At 63.6% G+C, this 20,178-nt stretch carries 9 protein-coding genes; 7 read left to right on the forward strand and 2 right to left on the reverse strand.

What is annotated here, in order from left to right; all coding sequences use genetic code 11:
* Positions 1 to 21: 21 nt before the first annotated feature.
* Positions 22 to 5,064: a DUF3418 domain-containing protein gene (locus HD592_RS01470; RefSeq protein WP_184454325.1), complete on the reverse strand. Its 5,043-nt coding sequence runs from the start codon at positions 5,062 to 5,064 to the stop codon at positions 22 to 24.
* Between the two features lie 313 nt (positions 5,065 to 5,377).
* Between HD592_RS01470 and HD592_RS01475 the strand changes: the two genes are divergently transcribed.
* The 5 genes from HD592_RS01475 (at position 5,378) to pglX (ending at position 16,674) form a co-directional block, all read left to right on the forward strand.
* A complete protein-coding gene (locus HD592_RS01475) occupies positions 5,378 to 8,470 on the forward strand; it encodes an exo-alpha-sialidase (RefSeq protein WP_184451415.1) in 3,093 nt (1,030 codons plus the stop codon).
* An 881-nt stretch (positions 8,471 to 9,351) separates the two neighbouring features.
* Entirely contained in the window at positions 9,352 to 9,954 is a 603-nt protein-coding gene (locus HD592_RS01480; RefSeq protein ID WP_184451416.1) for a DUF1819 family protein, read from the forward strand.
* Complete coding sequence (locus tag HD592_RS01485) at positions 9,954 to 10,565, forward strand: DUF1788 domain-containing protein (RefSeq protein ID WP_184451417.1); 612 nt, start codon at positions 9,954 to 9,956, stop codon at positions 10,563 to 10,565. Before HD592_RS01480 ends, HD592_RS01485 begins: the two co-directional genes overlap by 1 nt.
* A gap of 2 nt (positions 10,566 to 10,567) precedes the next feature.
* Complete coding sequence (gene brxC, locus HD592_RS01490; protein ID WP_184451418.1) at positions 10,568 to 14,050, forward strand: BREX system P-loop protein BrxC; 3,483 nt, start codon at positions 10,568 to 10,570, stop codon at positions 14,048 to 14,050.
* Complete coding sequence (gene pglX, locus HD592_RS01495) at positions 14,050 to 16,674, forward strand: BREX-1 system adenine-specific DNA-methyltransferase PglX (RefSeq protein ID WP_184451419.1); 2,625 nt, start codon at positions 14,050 to 14,052, stop codon at positions 16,672 to 16,674. Before brxC ends, pglX begins: the two co-directional genes overlap by 1 nt.
* On the opposite strand, the gene HD592_RS01500 is transcribed toward pglX, so the two are convergent.
* Entirely contained in the window at positions 16,643 to 17,770 is a 1,128-nt protein-coding gene (locus tag HD592_RS01500) for an Eco57I restriction-modification methylase domain-containing protein (RefSeq protein WP_184451420.1), read from the reverse strand. The two genes, pglX and HD592_RS01500, sit on opposite strands and share 32 nt — an antisense overlap.
* Here HD592_RS01500 and HD592_RS01505 point away from each other — a divergent pair.
* Entirely contained in the window at positions 17,769 to 19,115 is a 1,347-nt protein-coding gene (locus tag HD592_RS01505) for a tyrosine-type recombinase/integrase (RefSeq protein WP_221437792.1), read from the forward strand. The genes HD592_RS01500 and HD592_RS01505 overlap by 2 nt on opposite strands.
* A gap of 99 nt (positions 19,116 to 19,214) precedes the next feature.
* Complete coding sequence (locus HD592_RS01510) at positions 19,215 to 20,162, forward strand: BREX-1 system adenine-specific DNA-methyltransferase PglX (protein WP_184451422.1); 948 nt, start codon at positions 19,215 to 19,217, stop codon at positions 20,160 to 20,162.
* Positions 20,163 to 20,178: the final 16 nt, after the last annotated feature.

The following is a 20,178-nucleotide window of genomic DNA, read 5'->3' on the forward strand; positions in this document are numbered from 1 at the left end:
GCGGGCGGCGGGGGAGTTCGGCTACGACACCTGCTCGATGAGTGAAGCGACCCGCTTGAAGGACACCTTGTTCGGCGTGCCGAGCGTCTGCGCGAAGCAGGAGACCCGGAGCTCCTCGACGAGCCAGCGCGCTCGGGTGAGCTCCGCATCGGCGCGCGCGTCGTAGGGGCGGCGGTCGAACTCGGCGCGCGCGGCGGTGATCCGTTCGAGGAGTTCGTGAATGCGGTCCATGTCGGCGAGGTCGCGGTCGAGCGCGCCCGGCGAAGCGGAGGCCCGGTCGATGCGGACCGCGCCCGCGCGCAGGTAGCGAGCCAGATGCGGCAGCGCATAGGCGGGAGTGCCCGACACGAAACCGGGCGCGAGCAGGGCGTCGACGGTGCGGCGGACATCGCCGACGACCTCGCGCATCGACTTCTCCGCATGAGAGGCGAGCCGGTCAGCCACCTCGGACTGGGCCTCCAATGCGCGCACCACGTGCCCGAGGAGGGCGTGGACCCTGTCCTCGTGGAGATCGCGGGCGCGGGCGACAAGCGCCTCGAAGGCCCCCGCGTCGCGGATCGACCCGGGTCCGCGCTCTGCGCAGAGCTCATCGACGAGGGCGAGGGCGGAGGCGAGTTGGGCGTCATCGACGAGGGCGGGCGTGTCCGGATAGGGCGAGGCGGCGAGCATGAGGGCCTGACGGCCGGTCCACCGGGTCGTGACCCGCGTCCGCGGGAGCCTCACGCGCAGGAGGAGGAGACGGGCGAGGCCCTCGCGATGATGACGATCGGCCTCCTGGGCGTTCGCCATGACGCGCACGCCCGCCGCCGGCTCGCCCGCCGATCCCTGGGCGACGAGCGCGGGGAAGCCGCGCAAGGTCATCGACTCCCCCGGCGAATCGACCGAGCGGGGGAGCGGCGCGGCGGGGAACGCGCTGAGAGCGTCGAGGTGAAGGCCCTCGGGGGCGCGCCGCTCCTGGTCGCGCCGGGCCTTCTGGGGGCGCCCGCCCCCCTTCTTCCCGGCCGGATCGCAAGCGCGGCCCCGCCCTCGGCCCCCGGCAGCCGCGGCGTCGATCATCGCTTCGGCGACCGCCCCGCGCACGGCCTTGCGCACGGCCTCGTCGGCGGACTTGGCGAGCCTGTGCTGGAGGTGGACGAGGTCGGTTCCCGCTCCGAGCTCCTTCCCGGCGGAGTCGACGACGCTGAAGGTCATGAGGAGATGGGCGGGCAGTTGGGCGCGCGCGTGCGCGAGGTCCGTCTCGCTGAGCTCGACGCCGCGCAGGATCCGCATCGCATCGGCGAAGGCCCTGGAGAAGGAGGGCCTCTTGACCGACCAGTCGATCGACGCGTCGGGCGCTCCGGCGGTCGACGAGGGCGGGGCCGGAGAAGGCCCGGAGGGGACTGAGGGGGGCGTGGGCGCCGAGCCGGGGGCCTTGCGCGTCGCGACGCCGGTCGAGGCCCCCCAGCGGGCGAGGCGATCCATCGCCGCCGACAGGCTCGTCGGGTCGGGCGCCTCATCATGGGAGAGGGGCGCGGCCGTAGTCGATTCGGAGGGGCCGAGCGCGCCGGCGATCGCCCTGTCCATCCACTCGTTCGCCCGGTGAGCGACCTCGGGGGCGGGCGCGAGGAGCCGGCGCTTCGCCTTCGGGAGGGCGCGGATCGTCTCTGTGATGAGCTCCTCGCGCATGCCGGGGACCAGCCAATCGGCGCCCTCGTCGCTCACGCGCGGCAGCGCCTCGACGGGGATCGTGAGGGTGACGCCGTCGCGCTCCGATCCGGGGGTGAAGGCGTAGGACAGGGCGAGTTCGAGGTCGCCGGAGCGCCACGTGTCGGGGAATCCGGCAGTGTCCTCGCCGATGCCGCGCGGCAGGAGGAGGCGTTCGGTGTAGATGAGGAGCTCCGGGCGCTGCTCGCGTTCGCGTTTCCACCAGCGGTTGAAGTGGGCGGCGGAGACGATGCCCTCGGGGAGGATGTCGTCGAAGAAGCGGAAGCGCGCCTCCTCGTCGGCGACGAGTCCGTGCGTGCGCGAGCGGCGTTCGACCTCCCGGGCCTGTTCGAGGAGTTCGGCGTTGCGGGCCTGGAAGCGGTGGCGTTCGCGCCATTCGCCCTCGACGAGGGCGTGGCGGATGAACATGTCGCGGGCGAGTTCCCGGGCGGTGAGGCGGGAGGGGAGGAGGGCCTGCGAGGGCGTTTCGGCGGTCGAGGCCGGTGCGTCGGCTCGAGCGCCCGATGACGTATCCGCGGCTTCCGGGGCGTTTGGGCTCACGGGGGTCCTCGCGCCGTCGGGGGCGTCAGAGCGGGCGGGGGCGTCCGCTGGGTCCGGGATGTCGGGACGGGCGGGAGCGGAAGACGCCGGGCTGGAAGACGCCGCCCCGGCCTCGTCACCGGGATCGAGCCCCGCCGCGAGCGCCATCGCGAGGAAGTCGCGGCCGACCGAGCCGATCTGACGAGCGGAACGGGCCTCCTCTCCGACACCGAGCAGGCCCTGCGCGATCCCCGCGAGGCTCCCCGCGGTGACGAGCCGAGGAGCCCGCGTCGCATCCTCATCGATCACCCGCTCGCCGAGGCGGCCGAGCAGCACCGGACGATCCGCACTGATCGTCAGCCCGTAGAGGAGGACCTTCTCCTTCACCATCGCAGCCCCCTTGGCCGAGGACCAGAAGGGCTCGGAGTACACGCGAGTGAGGAGCGGCCCGGCCAGGGGCTCGATCCACGCCGGATCGATCCGGGCGACCGTGCGCGCGAAGAGGCGCGAAGTCTCGACGAGCTCGGCCGTCATCACCCACGCCGGATGCGAGCGGGACAGGCCCGAGCCCGGCCAGATCGTGAAGCGCGTGCCGCGCGCCCCCCGGTACTCGCGCTTCGCCTCATCCCAGGAGCCGAGGTTGGAGAGGAGCCCGACGAGCATCGAACGGTGGATCTCGTCCGCGTCGACCGTCCTCGACGAGGCGGTGAAGGAGACGGCCGCGCGGGCTGCGGCGTCCTTCACCCCGCCCGACTGCGCGGCTTCGATGACGTCGCCGGGCGCGGGCAGATCGATCGGATGAACGTCGAGGTCCAGGGGGCGCGCCATCTGGCGGAGCTGGACGACCACGTCCCTCCACTCGCGGTACCGCAGGTAGTGGAGGAATTCAGCCCGGCACATCCTGCGGAACTGCGAACCCGACAGGTCGCGGGACTGGACCTCGAGGTAGCGCCAGAGATTGAGGTAGGTGATGAAGTCCGAACGCGGATCGGAAAAGCGCGCGTGCGCGGCGTCGGCCGCCTGCTGATGGTCGAGGGGGCGCTCGCGGACGTCCTGGATCGACAGGGCGGCGACGATGACGAGGACCTCGGATGCGCAGCCGTTCGCGTCGCCCTCGAGGAGGATGCGGCCGAGCCTGGGGTCGATGGGCAGGCGCGCGAGTTCGCGCCCGATCCGGGTGAGACGGTGATCCATGCCGCGCCCGCCCTCGTCCGCGGCCAGCGCCCCGATCTCGACGAGGGCTGCGATGCCGTCTCGGACCGCGCGCCGCTCGGGCGCATCGAGGAAGGGGAAGTCCTCGACCGAGCCGAGGCCGAGGGCCGCCATCTGGAGGATCACGGAGGCGAGCGAGGTGCGCAGGATCTCGGGCTCGGTGTAGCGGGGGCGCCCTTCGTAGTCGCGCTGGGAGTAGAGGCGGATCGCGATGCCGTCGGCGACGCGGCCACAGCGCCCGGCCCTCTGATTCGCGCTCGCCTGCGAGACGGGCTCGATGGGGAGGCGCTGGACCTTCGTCCGATTCGAGTAGCGCGAGATGCGCGCGAGCCCGGGGTCGATCACGTAGCGGATCCCCGGCACGGTGAGCGAGGTCTCGGCGACGTTCGTCGCGAGGACGACGCGGCGGAGACGGTGCTCCTCGAAGACGCGGTGCTGCTCAGCGGCCGACAGGCGCGCGAAGAGGGGGACGATCTCGATGTCGGTCGGGCGGGCGCCCTTCGTTTCGCCTGCGCGCACGCCCCTCGGGCCGAGGTGGTCGAGGAGGGCCTGCTCGGTGTCGCGGATGTCGCGCTCACCGGGCAGGAAGACGAGGATGTCCCCCTCGCCTTCGGCGCACAGCTCATCGACGGCGTCGCAGATCGCGGTCTCGACGTCGATCTCCTCGCCGAGGCCGTAACCGAGGCTCGGGAGCTCGTCGTCGGGGTCTTCGAGGACGAGCTGCTCGGAGCCGGACTGGTCGACGGGGGCGGGGCCGGGCGCATCCGCTAAACGAGGCGACTCGGGGGCGCTGCCGGGAACGCCCGGGGCCTGAGCGCCGACCGAGGGGTCCGAATCGCTCGCACCCCTCGGCGTCGAGGTCGAGTATGCGGAGATGACATCGGGGGCCAGCGGCCGGTAGCGGATCTCGACCGGATAGGTCCGGCCCGAGACCTCGATGACGGGCGCCGGCTCGAGCAGTGCCCCGCGCCCGGGGGTCCCCTCCCAGCGCCCGAAGTGCTCGGCGAATCGGGCCGAGTCGATCGTCGCGGAGGTGATGATGACCTTGAGGTCGGGCCGGGCGGGCAGGAGGCGCGCGAGGTAGCCGAGGATGAAGTCGATGTTGAGGCTGCGCTCGTGGGCCTCATCGATGATGAGCGTGTCGTAGCGGCGCAGGAGCGGATCGGCCTGGATCTCGGCGAGGAGGATGCCGTCGGTCATGAGCTTGACGAGGGTCGTCGGCCCGACCTCGTCGGTGAAGCGCACCTGGTAGCCGACGACCTGACCGGCCTCGCGGCCGAGCGTCTGGCCGAGCTCCTCGGCGATGCGCTCGGCGACGGAGCGGGCGGCGATGCGGCGCGGCTGGGTGTGCCCGATCATTCCCGTGACGCCCCGGCCGAGCTGCATGCAGATCTTCGGCAGCTGAGTCGTCTTGCCCGAGCCGGTCTCGCCCGAGACGATCGTGACCTGGTGGGTGCGGATCGCCTCGGCGATCTCCTCGCGGCGCGCGGAAACGGGCAGGTCCGGGTAGGTGATGACGGGGATCGCGGCGGCCCGTTCGGCGAGCTGCTCGGGGGTGAAGGGCCGGAACGCCCGGGCCCGTTCGTGCCGGGGGCGCCGGGTGCGGCGGGGGCGGGGATGCTGCTCGATTCCGGCGCTGTTCCTCTGCTTGCCTTCGTGGGGGCGGCCTCGCCGATTGGACTGTCGTTTCCTGTGTTCGCTTTGCGCTCGCTCGTGTGCCGGACCTGTGCTTGCGTCCGTGCTGGCTGTGGCTCCGGAGTGCCCGTGTCGCCTTCGCTCGTGCTGCTGGTCTGCGGTGGGGTGCGCCTTGCCGTGTTCCTCGGCGTGGTCGTGGGGACCGCCGGGGTACGGGGAGTCGGGCGAGTGGGGCACCCGACAAGTCTAGCGGGCCCTTTGCCCGAGGGAATGCGGTCGTCGAAGTCTTCTGCCCAATGCCTTGTGAATGGTAGGGGTGTCGATTAGTCTAGAAGTTGTCAGACATATTTGTCTGTCTTGTCTTGAGGCAAAGAAGCCTCACATCACGAAGGGAAACCGTATGAGGACGAGGACGTCCCCTTCCCCGCGGCATTCGGTCGCTGCTCTGTCAACGGTGGTGCTCGCCATAGGCGGTGTCGCCCTGATCCAGGTGCCCGTCCAAGCGAGCCCGACATCCGATGGCCTTGCGGACATCACGATCACCCAGGTGAACGCCCCCGCTGACGGCCTTTACACCATCGGCGACATCATGCACTTCGATGTCGTCGTGAAGAACACGGGTACTGAAGCCCGCTCTTTCGTGCCGGTCTCCACGAATCTGTCGGGGGGTATCGACAAGTGCCGGTGGCGCAACATTCCGGCAGGAGTCGCCAAAACCGACTGCACGGGGTTGGCTACCCATACGGTGACTGCCGATGATATCGCGGCAGGCGGATTCACCCCGAAGATCGTCTATGAGATCAAGGAGGTCGGCTACGCGGGGCCAGTTCTCAATACCCCCGAGGAGATCAGCGGTGAGAAAGCGCCGATCACCCGAGCAGCCATCAAAGTCGAGTCGATCAGCCTCGATGATCCGAAGAGTTCCTACACGGTCGGCGACGTAGCCACCTACACGGTGCGTGTGCGTTCGGTCTTCGACAAGGTCATCAATGTCGCGGCCATCGATTCGTCATTCGACGATCTGGCCGCGCAGTGCAACTGGAAGAACCTCGTTCCGGGAGCGGGAGCCGTCTACAACTGCAAGCCACTGAGCCACACGATCACCCAGGCCGATGCTGATGCAGGAAAATGGAACCCATCCATCACGCTGAAGGCGACTGACGATACCGGAGCCGAGCTTCAGACCCTCGCTGTTTCCGGCGAGCCTCTCGAAGTCGCTGTCGACCATCCGAATGCGCTTCCCGCACCTGCGCCCGACGTGGACGTCTCACTACCCGCGTCGCTGAGCGACGCACAGCGCCTCGTGTCCAACACAGCGACCGACAAGTACAGAATCCCCGCGATCGCCACTGCCCCCAATGGTGATCTGCTCGTCGCCTACGATGAACGGCCGACCGATAATGGGAACAATGGCGGGGATTCACCCAATCCGAACCACATCGTCCAATTGCGTTCCGTTGACGGCGGGAAAACATGGTCGGAGCCTCGCTACATCCACAAGGGCGTTGAGACGGGCGCGAAGGTCGGTTATTCGGATCCCAGCTACGTTGTCGACAACGAAACCGGAACGATCTTCAACTTCCACGTCAAGTCCTACGATGAGGGGTGGCCGGGGTCCCATACCGGTTCCGATCACGATGATCGCTCTGTGGTTCAAGCCGAGGTCTCCACCTCCAGGGACAACGGTTGGACGTGGACGCACAGGACCATCACCGCCGATATTACGGCTGATCCGTCTTGGAAAGCGCGTTTCGCCGCCTCAGGGCAGGGCATCCAGATCCATCACGGTCCCCACGCCGGTCGTCTCGTCCAGCAGTACACGATCAAGACCACCAGCGAGCAGATCCGCGCCGTTTCGGTCTACTCCGACGATCATGGCGAAACCTGGAGAGTCGGCGAACCCGTAGGTACGGGAATGGATGAGAACAAGGTCGTCGAGCTCTCCGATGGCACGCTCATGCTCAACTCGCGAGTCTCCGACGGTTCCGGATTCCGCAAGGTCGCGATCTCGTCCGACGGCGGGCAGACCTGGAGCGGCCTCCATTCCGACACGAGTCTTCCCGATTCCGTCGATAACGCTCAGATCATTCGGGCCTTCCCCAATGCCGAGCCGAGCGATCCCCGAGCGAGAATCCTCTTGCTGTCCCATTCCCCGAACCCTGTTGCGTGGTCGCGCGACCGAGGCACTATTTCGATGTCCTGTGATGACGGGGCATCGTGGGTATCGAGTCGCGTGTTCAATGAGAGCTTCGTCGGATACACGACGATCGCCGTTCAGAAGAATGGAACGATCGGGCTGCTCAGCGAGGATGAGAACTACGGGGGCATTTGGTACCGCAACTTCACGATGAACTGGGTCGGAGATCAGTGCTTGAAGGTTCACGCATCGGTCTCACTTTCGTCGACCACCGTTCATCCTGGAGCCGACACGATCGTGACGGTAGCAGTCACCAACCCGACTTCCGATCCGTTGACAGAAGTCGATGTCGCCTCCGCTGCGGCCGATGGCCTGACGATCACCCCGAAGGGTTCTCCTGTCGACACGATTGCTCCCGGCGCCTCCGCCGAATATGCCTTCACTGTGCACAGTCGGGGCGAACCCGGGAAAGTCGATCTGGTTTTCCCCGTCACCTGGAACGGAGGATCCGTCGAAGCGCAGACCTCCGTCTACTCCGCGCCCGGACCCGAAGTGCATCCCGAGGTGAGCGATGCGGACTCCGAGGAACTCGTCGGAGAGGCGAAGCCCTCCGGACCTGCCTCGGCAGCAGTCGATGGAGACCCCTCGACCTTCTGGCATACGCAGTGGAAAGGGGCGAGTCCCGGGTTCGATCCTGAAACGGGGCACTGGATCGACTTGAAGGTCAAGGAATCGGATGTTCCCGCGGATCAGAAACCGCGTTTGGCAACTCTGAACTACCTCGCTCGCCAAGGACTCAACATGGGGCGCGCCAAGGAGTTCCGAATCTACACCTCTGATGACGGGTCTACCTGGTCGACGGAGCCGGCCGTTACTGGCACCCTTCAGGACAGCGCCGACTGGCAGCGTATTCCTTTGAATGTGCAGTCCCGTTATGTGCGTTTCATGGCGATGAACAGCTATTCCTCGGGTAACAATGCTCGCTTCCTGGTTGCCGCCGAAATCTCCTTGACACTCGACATGCGCGATGTGAATCCTTCGGGAACGGTGTCTTCCGAATCGGAGAACCCGCCCGCATCTTCTAAGGTAAACGGAACCGTGACGAAGGGCGCAAGCACGGATAATGTCGCTGAGACTACGGGACGCGTCAAAGTGACGAACGCACTCGCCAAAACTGGGGTGAGCCTGCCACTCATCTTCACGACTGCCGTCGTGATGCTCTTCGGAGTAGGGTTCGTTCTTCGACGGTGGCGCTCTCTCTAAGACGCCGCTCAGGGGGATGGGGCCGAGGCCCCATCCCCCTGGTTCGTTGTGCGGAGCGCTTATCCGGGTAGGTGATCCCTATTCCTTACGGCCCTGGGCGAGGGCGCGATCGCGAGAACCCTCGCCGAAGACCTCGCGAACTGCCGGGTCGACGTGCGCGATGCCGCCGATCCGGCATCCTCGGTGCGCGAACCCGCGATCTCCTCGATCATGAAGCACCCGGGCGGTCGCATGGTCGCCTCCACGAACGCGCGGGTCTGGGCTGGTCCGGGTAGGTGATGACGGGGATCGCGGCGGCCCGTTCGGCGAGCTGCTCGGGGGTGAAGGGCCGGAACGCCCGGGCCCGTTCGTGCCGGGGGCGCCGGGTGCGGCGGGGTGCTTTGCACGATTCCTTCTGTTCATCCCGCGCGCGCCCCCGGCCTCGTGGCTGTTTTCGGGGCTGAAGAGGACGATCGGAGTCGTTCCCGTTCCCTTTCGGGCGCGAATCGCCTCGGCCTTGGGCGCTGTCGCGTTGGGGGCGGGGGCGGCGGGGTTCGGGGACGTCGGGCACCCTGAGAGTCTAGCGAGGATGGGGCTCACGGTCCGGCCGGGGCGGCGGGAGTCCGGCGGCTTTGATCCACTGCGCGACACTCCCGGCCTGGTCCGCGAGTTGCCGCTGCGTGCTCCTCTCGAGGCGAGCCCGGGCGGTCGCGGCACGTCGGAGATGATTTGGATTCGCGAGCGGCGGGCTTCATCAGTGACGTAACATTCACTATTGGCCTCCTCGTGAGGAGTCCTGTGGACGGGTCGAAGATGCGGAAGGTCTGCAATGCGCCGAGCGGAGAAGAGCCGTACTATTCGGCGAATTCCGCCGTGTGGGCGGGCATACCGTGAGGCAAGCCATGTCTGCTGAGCGCTCCGCTTCCACCGAGCGGTACTCCTTGTCCTTCACCGTCGGCGGCCTCTTCGAAAGGGAGGCCGAGATTCTCGCGCGCGTCTACGCGGAGCAGCCTGATTGGTCGACCGTCCGCCGAATCGCCATCGAGGAGAACCTCCTCCAGGCGAGAACTCGCTCCACGGGCATTCGGATGGTGCGAGAGACTCTCAAGCGATTAGCCGTCCTGTCGGACGAGGAACTCCGCGTTCTTCCCGGCCTCACCGCGGCAGAACGGTCGCACGTCATGTGGGTGGCGGCGTGCAGGCAGAGCGCGTTCATCGGCGAGTTCGCCGAGGAGGTTTTGAGAGAGCGCTTCCTCATGCTCGCCGGAACGCTCGACTACGAGGACTTCGATTCCTTCGTTCGACAGAAGGCGCTCTGGCATGAGGAGCTCGTCGAGCTGACGCCCCGCACCTACGGCAAGCTCCGGCAGACCGTGTTCCGGATGATGACCGAGGCGGGGCTCTTGTCGAAGGAGGGGCTGATCCAGACGGCAATGCTGTCACCGCGCGTCGCTGCTCTGCTCCCGTCGACCGATGTGCAGTTCTTCCCGACGAAGGAGGCCTGATGCCGAGCGAGAAGCAGTTGACCTTGCCGCAGCAGGAGGAGCACCTTTACCGCGTGCTCTCGAGCGAGCGTTTCCTCAATATGGAGGGACTGGGAAACGAGGTCGCCCACTTCGTCTACGACTACGACCCGGCACAAGAGCTTGAGGTCGAGCAGATGGTGAGACGTCTGAAGAATCGCCTGAGAAGCGATCACGGGATCTGCGTCCTCGAGATCAACCTCTACGACCTGTGCGTTGACCTGCTGAAGGCGCGCAAGGTATGGGATCGGGTCCTCGATGTGGAACCGACGATGGACAAGAGCGACTTTCTCAAGCTGCTCCAGAACATGCTCGACCCGCAGCAGCACCTTGCTCCTGCGATCAAAGAGCGCGTAGTCGCCGAAGATCCGACGATCCTCTTCCTCACGGGAGTCGGGCAGGTGTTCCCCTTCATCCGTTCACACACGGTCCTCAACAACCTGCAGACCGCGGTTGCGGATCGCCCGCTTCTCATGTTCTTCCCCGGCCGATACGACGTATCGGCGACTCAGGGGTCGGCCCTGGTTCTCTTCGGCCGGCTCAAGGACGACTCCTTTTACCGCGCGAAGCGCATTCTTGATCAGGAGGCCTGACGATGAGAATCAACGAGATATTCCTCAAGGACGTCGCACGTTCCATCGAGGGCGTCGTCAAAGCCGATGACGCAGACCATCTGCGGGTCGAGGTCGAGGAGTACGTCCTGACGAACGACGCAGCCAAAGGGGTCGCGCCGCTCCTTGAGGAGTACACGAATTACACGAACGCGAACGGCGTGTGGATCTCGGGCTTCTTCGGTTCCGGCAAGTCGCACCTGTTGAAGATGCTCGCCCACCTGCTTGGCGACGTCGAGGGCCAGGAGTTTCCCCGCGAGGAGGTCGCCGCGATCTTCCATTCGAAGGCGGACGACGCGATGCTCCAGGCGTCGCTGCGCAAAGCGGCGAGCATCCCGGCGAAGTCCCTACTGTTCAACATCGATCAGAAGGCAACCCTGATCTCGAAGGACCAGACGGACGCCCTGCTCAAGGTTTTCGTCAAGGTTTTCGACGAGAGTCGGGGCTACTACGGCAACGACGGAGCTGTCGCGCGCTTCGAGCGGGACCTTGATCGTCGCGGTCAGTACGGGGCATTCAAGGAGGCCTTTGAGCGGCATGCCGGCATCGCCTGGTCGCAGGGACGCGAGCAGACCGCCCTCGAGGGGCACAATATCGACGCCGCATTCGCCGAGGTCAACGGGGAGGCGAATCCCGGGATCATCGGGCAGTACCAGTCCTCGTACGCCGTGTCGATCGAGGATTTCGCGGATTCCGTGAAGGAATGGATCGACGAGCAGGCCCCCGGCTACCGCCTGAATTTCTTCATCGACGAGGTCGGCCAGTTCATCGCCGACGACATCAAGCTCATGCTCAATCTTCAGACGATCGTCGAGTCTCTCAACACGAAGTGCCGGGGGCGCGCATGGGTGTTCGTCACCTCGCAGGAGGACATGGAGAAGGTCATCGGTGACCGTTCGCGGCAGCAGAGCAATGACTTTTCGAAGATCCAGGCGCGTTTCGGCGTCAAGGTGAAGCTCACGAGCCAGGACGTCGAGGAGGTCATCGCGAAGCGCCTCCTGGAGAAGAACACCGAGGGTGTGGCCGCGCTCGCGGAGGTCTACCGGGCGGAGTCAGCGAATTTCCCGACAATCTTCAACTTCGCCGACGGAGCGAAGAATTACCGGAACTACGTCGAGGAGTCGCGATTCGTCGCGACGTACCCCTTTGTCACGTATCAGATACCGATGTTCCAGGCGGCGATCGAGGGGCTCTCCGATCACAACATGTTCGAGGGGCGTAATTCCTCGGTCGGCGAGCGCTCGATGCTCGGCGTCGTTCAGCAGGTTGCCAAGCGGATCGGTGAGGAGCAGATCGGGTACCTCGCGACCTTCGATCAGATGTTCGCGGGTATCAGCGCCTCGTTGAAGTCGGCGGCGCAAAGCGCGATCCTCCAGGCGGAGAGGCACCTGCCGGATCCGGAGTCGGAGCTGACGATCCTCGCGAATCGCTTGCTCAAAGCACTGTTCCTCGTGAAGTACGTCGACTCCTTCAAGGCGACGCCCCGCAATCTCGCCGTCCTCGTTTACGACCGCTTCGGCCTCGATCTTCCGGGCTTGGGGACGCAGGTCCAGGAGGCCCTTAACCTCCTCGAGGCTCAGTCCTACGTCCAGCGCAACGGCAATCTCTATGAGTACCTGACGAATGAGGAACAGGAGATTGAGAAGGAGATCAAGGCTGTCGAGATCGACTCGTCCGAGGTTTCCGCCAAGCTCTTCCGCTACCTCAGTTCGGAGATCCTCCGGACGACGAAGATGCGGTATGAGAAGAACGGCCAGGACTTCTCGTTCGGCTACAAGCTCGATGACATCGTTCAGGGCAAACAACACGATCTGACCATCCACTTCATCACCCCGGAGACCGTGTACGAGGATAGGGAGATCCTCGCGCAGTCGATGGGTACCGATGAGCTGCGTGTCTTCCTCGGGCGAGACAAGCGCGTTCTTGCGGATCTTCGCCTCCTGCTCAAGACCGAGAAGTACATCAAGCAGCGGACGAATTCGGGGACTACCCCGTCGGTCCGCGCGATCCTTCAGTCGAAACAGATGCTTGTCGTGGAGCGGGACAAGGACCTCATTGAGCGATTGCGTCAGTTGCTCGGCAGGGCTCAGCTCATCGTCAATGCGACGGAGGTTCAGTCGAACGCCCAGGATCCGGTGATGCGAGTCCGTGACGGATTTCAGGAGTTGATCAGCCGCACGTACACGAACCTCGGTCTTCTCGGCGGTCGGGTCTACTCCGAGCAGCGCGTAGCGGAGATGGTGCGCAACGAGCCCGGTCTTGTCGATCAGACGGAGCAGAGCGCGCTCGTGTCTCCTGCGGCGGAGGTCGAGTCGTGGATCGACATGCAGTCGGGCTGTGGCGAGCAAGTGACGATCAAGAAGATCGTCGATCGCTTCGAGACGAAGCCCTACGGCTGGGATCTCGGGTCGATCGAAGTGGTTCTCGCGTGGCTCCTCGGTACGGGGAAGATCGTCCTCACCGTTGATGCGAATCCGGTGATGAGGACGGAGGCTGCGTCCGTCATCCGCAACACGGCGAAGCATCCGTGCATCCTCGTTGCGCCGCAGAAGGCCTACGATCCGCTCCGTGTCGCCGAGTTTCGGACATTCTGCGCGGACTTCTTCGACGACGGTTCGGCGCCGAGCGACGCGACCGAACTCGCTCGCTATGGCAAGGCGAGGCTTGCTGCCAAGCGCGATGAGCTCAAGGCCATTGTGGCTTCGAGTCGCTACCCCTTCGTCGCGCGCCTGTCCGATGTCATCGCCCTTCTCGACCAGGTGGCGGGACATCCGACTGAGTGGTATCTCACCGAGTTCGACGGAGCCGAAAAGCTGGCTGATGCGAAGGAAGACCTCATCGATCCGATCAGGACTTTCGTGAACGGCGCCCAGGCGAGGATCTTCGATGACGCACAGTCATTCCTCGCTGCGAACGCCGGTAATCTCGCTTTCCTCCCCGCGGGCGCATCCGATCGAGTGAGGGGTCTGTTGGATGACCCCAACGCCTTCCGCGGCGCCAAGATGAACACGCTGAAGGCGGCCGTTGATGAGTTGCGCGGACAGGTTGATGATCGCGTGCGCGAGGCGCGAGAGGAAGTCGTCGCGGCGATTGAGGGCCGGCGAGAGGAGCTGCTCGCGAGCCCGGACTACGCGCGCGCCGATGATTCTGTTCGTGCGAGCGTGATCTCTGAGATCGACCAAGTGGTCGCGTCGCTCAGTCGGCAGAACGAGATCTCGATGATCCATCAGACGCGGTCGATTTTTGAGCGTGACCGCTACACGGCGATGATCGAGAGTCTCGATGCTTCCGCTCGTGTCGATGACCCGGAGCCGGAGCCCGTGAAGAGCGTCGTCTCGATCACGACGATCAGCGTGAAGAGCGGCTCGGGGATCCTCGAGTCCGCGACCGATGTCGACGCCTATCTCGCTGCCCTGCGCAAGGCGCTCATTTCCGAACTCAATGATGGAAAGCGAATCGCACTCTGATGGAGACTGCACCTCTGAAGTCCTTTGCCACCTCGGCGCGCACGGAACTCCTCCGCGAGGTCGGTGCTCGCCTCACCTCTGTGCTCGCCCCGGGGTCCTCCGAGCGGGTCGAGCGTCCCTCGATCGTTGCATCCCTTGAGGACGCGATCACCGAGGCGGGAGGCGGTGAGGCCGGCCGCAAGCATGTCATTGACCGGGCCGCCTACATGTGGTTCAACCGGATTGTTGCACTGCGCTTCATGGATGCTAATGGCTATACGGGGATCGGCGTCGTCTCGCCGGCCACCGATCAGGTCGGTCAGCCGGAGGTCTTGGCGGTCGCGAAGCGGGGCCAGATCGACGGTGAGGTCGTGCGTCCTGCGGAAGCGGCGACGATTTTCGGGTTGCTTTCCGGCACCGTGCTGCCGAGCCCGGGCGGCGAGGCGCAGGCGGAGGCGTACGCTCTTCTCCTCACGAGCTACTGCCGTTTCTGGAATCGCGCGATGCCGTCCATGTTCGAGGCTGAGGGCGACTTCTCGGAGCTCCTCATTCCGGGGAATCTCCTTGCTGAGGGGTCTGTTCTCGATCGCGCGTGCAGTGTGCTGTCCGCCGAGGTATGCGAGGACGTCGAGGTGATCGGGTGGCTCTACCAGTTCTACATCTCGGAGCGCAAAGACGAGGTCTTCGCGGGGTTCAAGAAGAACGAGAAGGCGGGCGCTGAGGAGATCCCTGCGGCGACGCAGCTCTTCACGCCGCACTGGATCGTCCGCTACCTCGCGGAGAACTCCATCGGGCGTTTGTGGATGCTCAATCATCCGAATTCGACGTTGATCGAGCGGATGGATTACTACATCGAACCGGTCGATGAGGAGAACGATTTCCTTCGGATCGATTCGCCCGAGGAGATCACCGTCATCGATCCGGCGTGCGGCTCCGGGCATATGCTCACCTACGCTTTTGATCTGCTCTACGCGATCTACGAGGAGGAGGGCTATGCGCCTTCCTCGATCCCCACTTTGATCCTCGAGAAGAATCTGCGGGGCACGGAGATTGATCAGCGTGCCGGTGCGCTTGCCTCCTTCGCCCTGTCGATGAAGGCCGCGTCGAAGAGGAAGCGTTTCCTCAAGGAGGCCGTTGCCCCTCGGATCCAAGTGCTCGAACCGATCGTCTTCCGTCCCGATGAGCTCGACTTCCTCGCGTCGGGAGCGGGGGATCGCGAGGCAGAAGAGGCCTTCTGGAACATGTTCGAGCATGCCGATACCTTCGGCTCGCTCATCCAAGCGGACCCCTCCATGGTGGCAAGCGCCTCGCTGCGTCTTAGGATGCTTGATGGAGCGGGTGACATGCTCGTTGAGGAGACGCTCGACAAGGCGAAACGTGTGATCACTCAGGCGGAGTATCTCTTGCCCGGCTACTCCGTCGTCATCGCGAACCCGCCGTACATGGGTTCGAAGCAGATGAACGACCTGCTCTCTCGGTTCATGAAAGAGACCTTCCCGGAGGGGAAGTCGGATCTGTTCGCCGCATTCATCGAGCGATGCACCCGCCTCGCCGGCCCGCAGGGGCTTTCGGCGATGATCACGATGCAGTCCTGGATGTTCCTCAGCTCTTTTGAAAAGCTACGGCGCACCATGCTGCGGAAGCAGTGGATCGTCTCCATGCTTCATCTCGGTACCCGGGCGTTCGATTCCATCGGCGGCGAAGTTGTCTCCTCGACGGCGTTCGTCATTGAAAATGTTCAGTCTTTGGGACGGACAGCTGCTTCTGCGCGACGAGGCTCGTTCGTCCGTATTGTCGACGGCAAGTCCGAGGCCGAGAAGATCACGATGCTTGACCGCGCCCGGCATACGAGGGAAGCCGAGGACGGATTCCACGGCGCTTCGCCCGAAGACTTCGCCGTCATCCCCGGATCCCCGATCGTCTACTGGCTGAGTGAAAAGATGCGGGCAACCTTCAGGTCTGAGCGATCACTGCGTGACATCGCGGATCCCAAACAGGGGTTGGCCACGACTGATAACAAGCGCTTCACCAGGCTATGGTGGGAGCCATCCCATCGCGCGATAGGTTTCGGCTTGTCACGTGCGAGCGCTCTCAGGTCGGGCCTCCGCTGGTTCCCCTACAACAAGGGGGGATCGTTCCGCCGCTGGTACGGGAATCACGAGCACGTTGTCAACTGGCAATCCGACGGCTGCGAAATCAAAGCAGAGATCGCTCGGAGGTACCCCTACTTAAATGGAAATGTTGATTGGGTAGCCAAGAATCAAGACTCCTACTTTTCGCCGTCAGTTTCATGGTCAAAGATCAGTAGTGGCGCCCCGGCTTTCCGTGCATACCCACCTGGTTTCGTCTTCGATGTGGCTGGAACATCCATGTTTACCGAGAGTCGTCGAGAACGAATTGCACTGCTCGCTTTCGCCAACTCTCAGCTCGCATTTGAACAACTGTCAGCCCTTGCTCCCACTTTGAACTTCGAAGTGGGGCAGGTGGCTAGTCTGCCGCCAATAGAGGGCGTATCAAATGAAATGATCGATCGAGTGGCGACTCTCGTAACCAGTTCGCAAGAAGACTGGGATTCCTTTGAGACTTCTTGGGGATTCACTTTGAATCCGATAGTTATCGTTGCAAAGAGTGAAGCTCTTGGCTGATAGCTACGAGGGGATTCGATGCAAACTGCCACGAAGTCTCAAACCCATCCCAATCGTCCTGTGAATTTCTAATCAATGCGCGAACGTCGCCGATCGTGCACATTGTTATGCCGTTTGGTATTGGTATTGCTCCTAAGTAACCAGGGTGAAGGTTCAATGTAGGATTGATTGCCGACAGGATAGTGTTCGCAACATTTGAGTTGAGAAGTGCCAGATGCTCCTCGTTAGTTGTTGATTGACATACTCCTGCAGCCGCGTCAAATAACGCCCCCGCCCGAACTAGACGAAATGCCTGTTGACCCGAAGTCACCACTGTCCAAGCGATACCTTCCTTAAATATTCTGTCTAAATTCAAGTTGGTTGCTCGAACTCGGGAACCATCGCTTGTCATTGTTGTTTGAATACGTCGACCATCATCCTCCCAATCGACAACTGACTCCAGATTTCCAGCCCAGCGACGAAATTCACCTCCTTTCGCATAGGGGAACCAGCGCCTCTTCGAGCGTTTGGCACTTTCCCTGTCGGCGTAACCAAAACCGAAGTCGCGAAGTTCAATTTCCCACCATAGGCGAACAAAGGTTTCATTGTCCGCTGTTACTAGGCCTTTGGCAGATCTTGAACGAGTGTCTAACGGAGGAAAGTTCCAGAAGGATGCTCGAATCTTTTCACTCAGCCAGTAGACGATCGGAGATCCGGGGATGACCGCCATGTCCTTCTGTGCGACAGAGAAGAACCCATCGTCGCCCGCGCGCGCGTTGCGTTCGTTGTGCGCTGGGAAGACACGAGGCTTGTCCCCTTCGATATCGGAGAGCTCCATCCACGTGTACTTCCCTGGATGCGTCGGGTCTCCGCCAACTTCCCATACGGTTGCGGAAGTCCCGAAGGCAATGCGCATCACCATGTTATCCATGTGGAGCATCGCAACAATCGATGCGCAGCGTCGCAGCTTGTTCCGCAGCTTCTCAAATGAGGAGAGGAACATCCACGACTGCATGGTGACCTGAGCCATGAAGCCGTGCGGGCGAAGGAGAGTCAGACATCGCTCGATGAATGCGGCGAACAGATCCGACTTCCCCTCCGGGAAGGTCTCTTTCATGAACCGTGACTCGTTTACGGAGATTGGTGCTCAGTCCATTGGAGGCTTCAGTGGCATGGATGCACCAGTCATCGCGCAGATGGCTACCCCACTGGCTACCCCCTGCAACTCGTCAATTCAGAAGATGATGAGCATGGGACAACGACGACCTCGGCGAAAAGGAACCGGATCCATCTATCGCAACTCGCGCGGCCAATGGGTGGCAGCGATCGACGTGGGATGGTCGGCAAACGGCAAGCGACGTCGGCTCACCTTCAAGGCGCGAACAGAATCCGAAGTGCGCGCCCGACTCGCTCACGCACAACAACGTATCGCGGTGGAAGGCCCGACGGCATCCTTCGCGTCGATCAGCCTGAAGCGATGGGCGGACGAATGGCTTGAACACAGGCAACGCCTCGTCCGACCCGGCACCTTTGTTTCAGACCAGTCCTCGATCCGCAGATGGATCATTCCTATCATCGGGCACATCAGGCTCGACGTCCTCACACCGGCTGATATTCGTGCCGTCACGCGAGCTCAAGAGGAGCAAGGACTCGCGCTCCCCACAATGCAGCGCACTCACGTCGTGCTGAAGAAGCTGCTCGCCGACGCCGTGGCCGAGGGATACCAGGTTAGTCACCGGACCCGCGACGCAAGCAGTCCGGGCGCTGGGACATCCCCCCGCCAAGCCCTGAGCGTCGAAGAAGCCATGCGGATTCTCGACATCGCCAAGGCTCGTCCCGACAGCTCACGATGGATCGCCGCCCTCGTCGAAGGACTCAGGCCCGCCGAAGCACTCGGACTCACGTGGGACCAGATCGACCTCGATACGGAAACAATGATCCTCGCCTGGCAGCTCAAAGCCCTGCCGTATAGGAGGCACAGAGAGCCGACGAGTGGCTTCCGTGTTCCCAGAGGCTTCGAATACCGGCACCTCGAAGGCGCCTACCACCTCGTGCGCCCCAAGACCCGTGCCGGCACCCGCGTCGTACCCCTCGCCCCCGCCCTCGTCGATGCACTGAAGAGCTGGAAGGGACGAGCTCCCTCGCCGCACGACCTCGTGTGGCCGAGGGAGAACGGATCACCACGATCTGCGGAATTCGACCGTGGGCAGTGGTACGAGATCGTTGACGAGGCAGGGGTCAAGGTGACGCTGCCCGATGGAACGAGAAGACGCCCCCTGCTCTACGAAGCGCGTCACACAGCGGCCACACTCCTCCTCGCCAGCGGCGTCGACGAGACCACGATCAAAGCGATCCTCGGTCACTCAACGATTCTCAGCACCCAGACCTACCTCCACACCGACCGCACCCGGACCCGCGCAGCGCTTGCCGCGTCGGCTGAAATGCTCGGGCTCGGAAGGTAACCTTGAACCCGCACACCGGCTACCCGAATGGCTACCCCGAGAGCTTTTTTCTCTGATGAACACGGGAACAGCCGTCCGATGAACACTCGCGAGGTATCAGTGAAGACTCTCGAAGACATCGTCGCCCAGCACCGCGAGGAATGGAAACAGCGTTCCCTCGAACAGCAGCGACTCGAAATCGAGAACAATGAAGCGGTTGCGAAACTCTACGGCCTCGAGGACGAAGTGCCCTCCTACGTGCCCCTCGAACGAGTCTCGCTCACCAACAACTCAGCCTTCCGGTGGCCGAACAAAACGCCCGAAGAACGCGACGTCCTCTTCGACCAATCCGCAATCATCGACCTCATCTCCTACGCCGTCGGATGCATGCTCGGCCGCTACAGCCTCGACGCCCCCGGACTGATCCTCGCTGACCAGGGATCCACCCTCGAGGACTACCTGGAGAAGATCCCCTCGCCGACCTTCATGCCCGACGCCGACAATGTCATTCCCATGCTCGACGCCGACTGGTTCGAAGACGACATCGTCGAACGATTCCGACTCTTCCTCCGCACCGTCTTCGGCGAGGAGCACTTCGAAGCGAACCTCCGCTACATCGTCGATCTCCTGGGCCTGAAGAACCTGCGCGAGTACTTCGTCAAGCCCGGAAAGAGGGGCGCCTCCTCGAAGTTTTACGACGACCACGTGCAGCGCTACAAGAAACGTCCGATTTACTGGCTCTTCTCCAGCCCCAAGGGCTCGTTCAACGCACTCATCTACATGCACCGCTACACGCCCTCGACGGTGTCCCGAGTCCTCACCTACCTCCGCGAGTACGTGACGAAGCTCGAGTCCGCACTCGCCCGTGCCGAGCGCGACAATGATGCGAAAGAAGCGGATCGTCTGCGCGCCGTCCTCATCGAACTCAACGAGTACGAGCACGACGTCCTCTTCCCCACAGCGACAAAGAACATCGAAATCGACCTCGACGACGGCGTGCGCACCAACTACCCGAAGTTCGGGGATGCGCTCAAGCGGATCAAAGGGCTCGAAAAGGCGGAAGACTGACCGAGAACGAGGAGTG

The sequence above is a fragment of the Schaalia hyovaginalis genome (assembly GCF_014208035.1).
GTDB classification, from domain to species: Bacteria; Actinomycetota; Actinomycetes; order Actinomycetales; family Actinomycetaceae; genus Pauljensenia; species Pauljensenia hyovaginalis.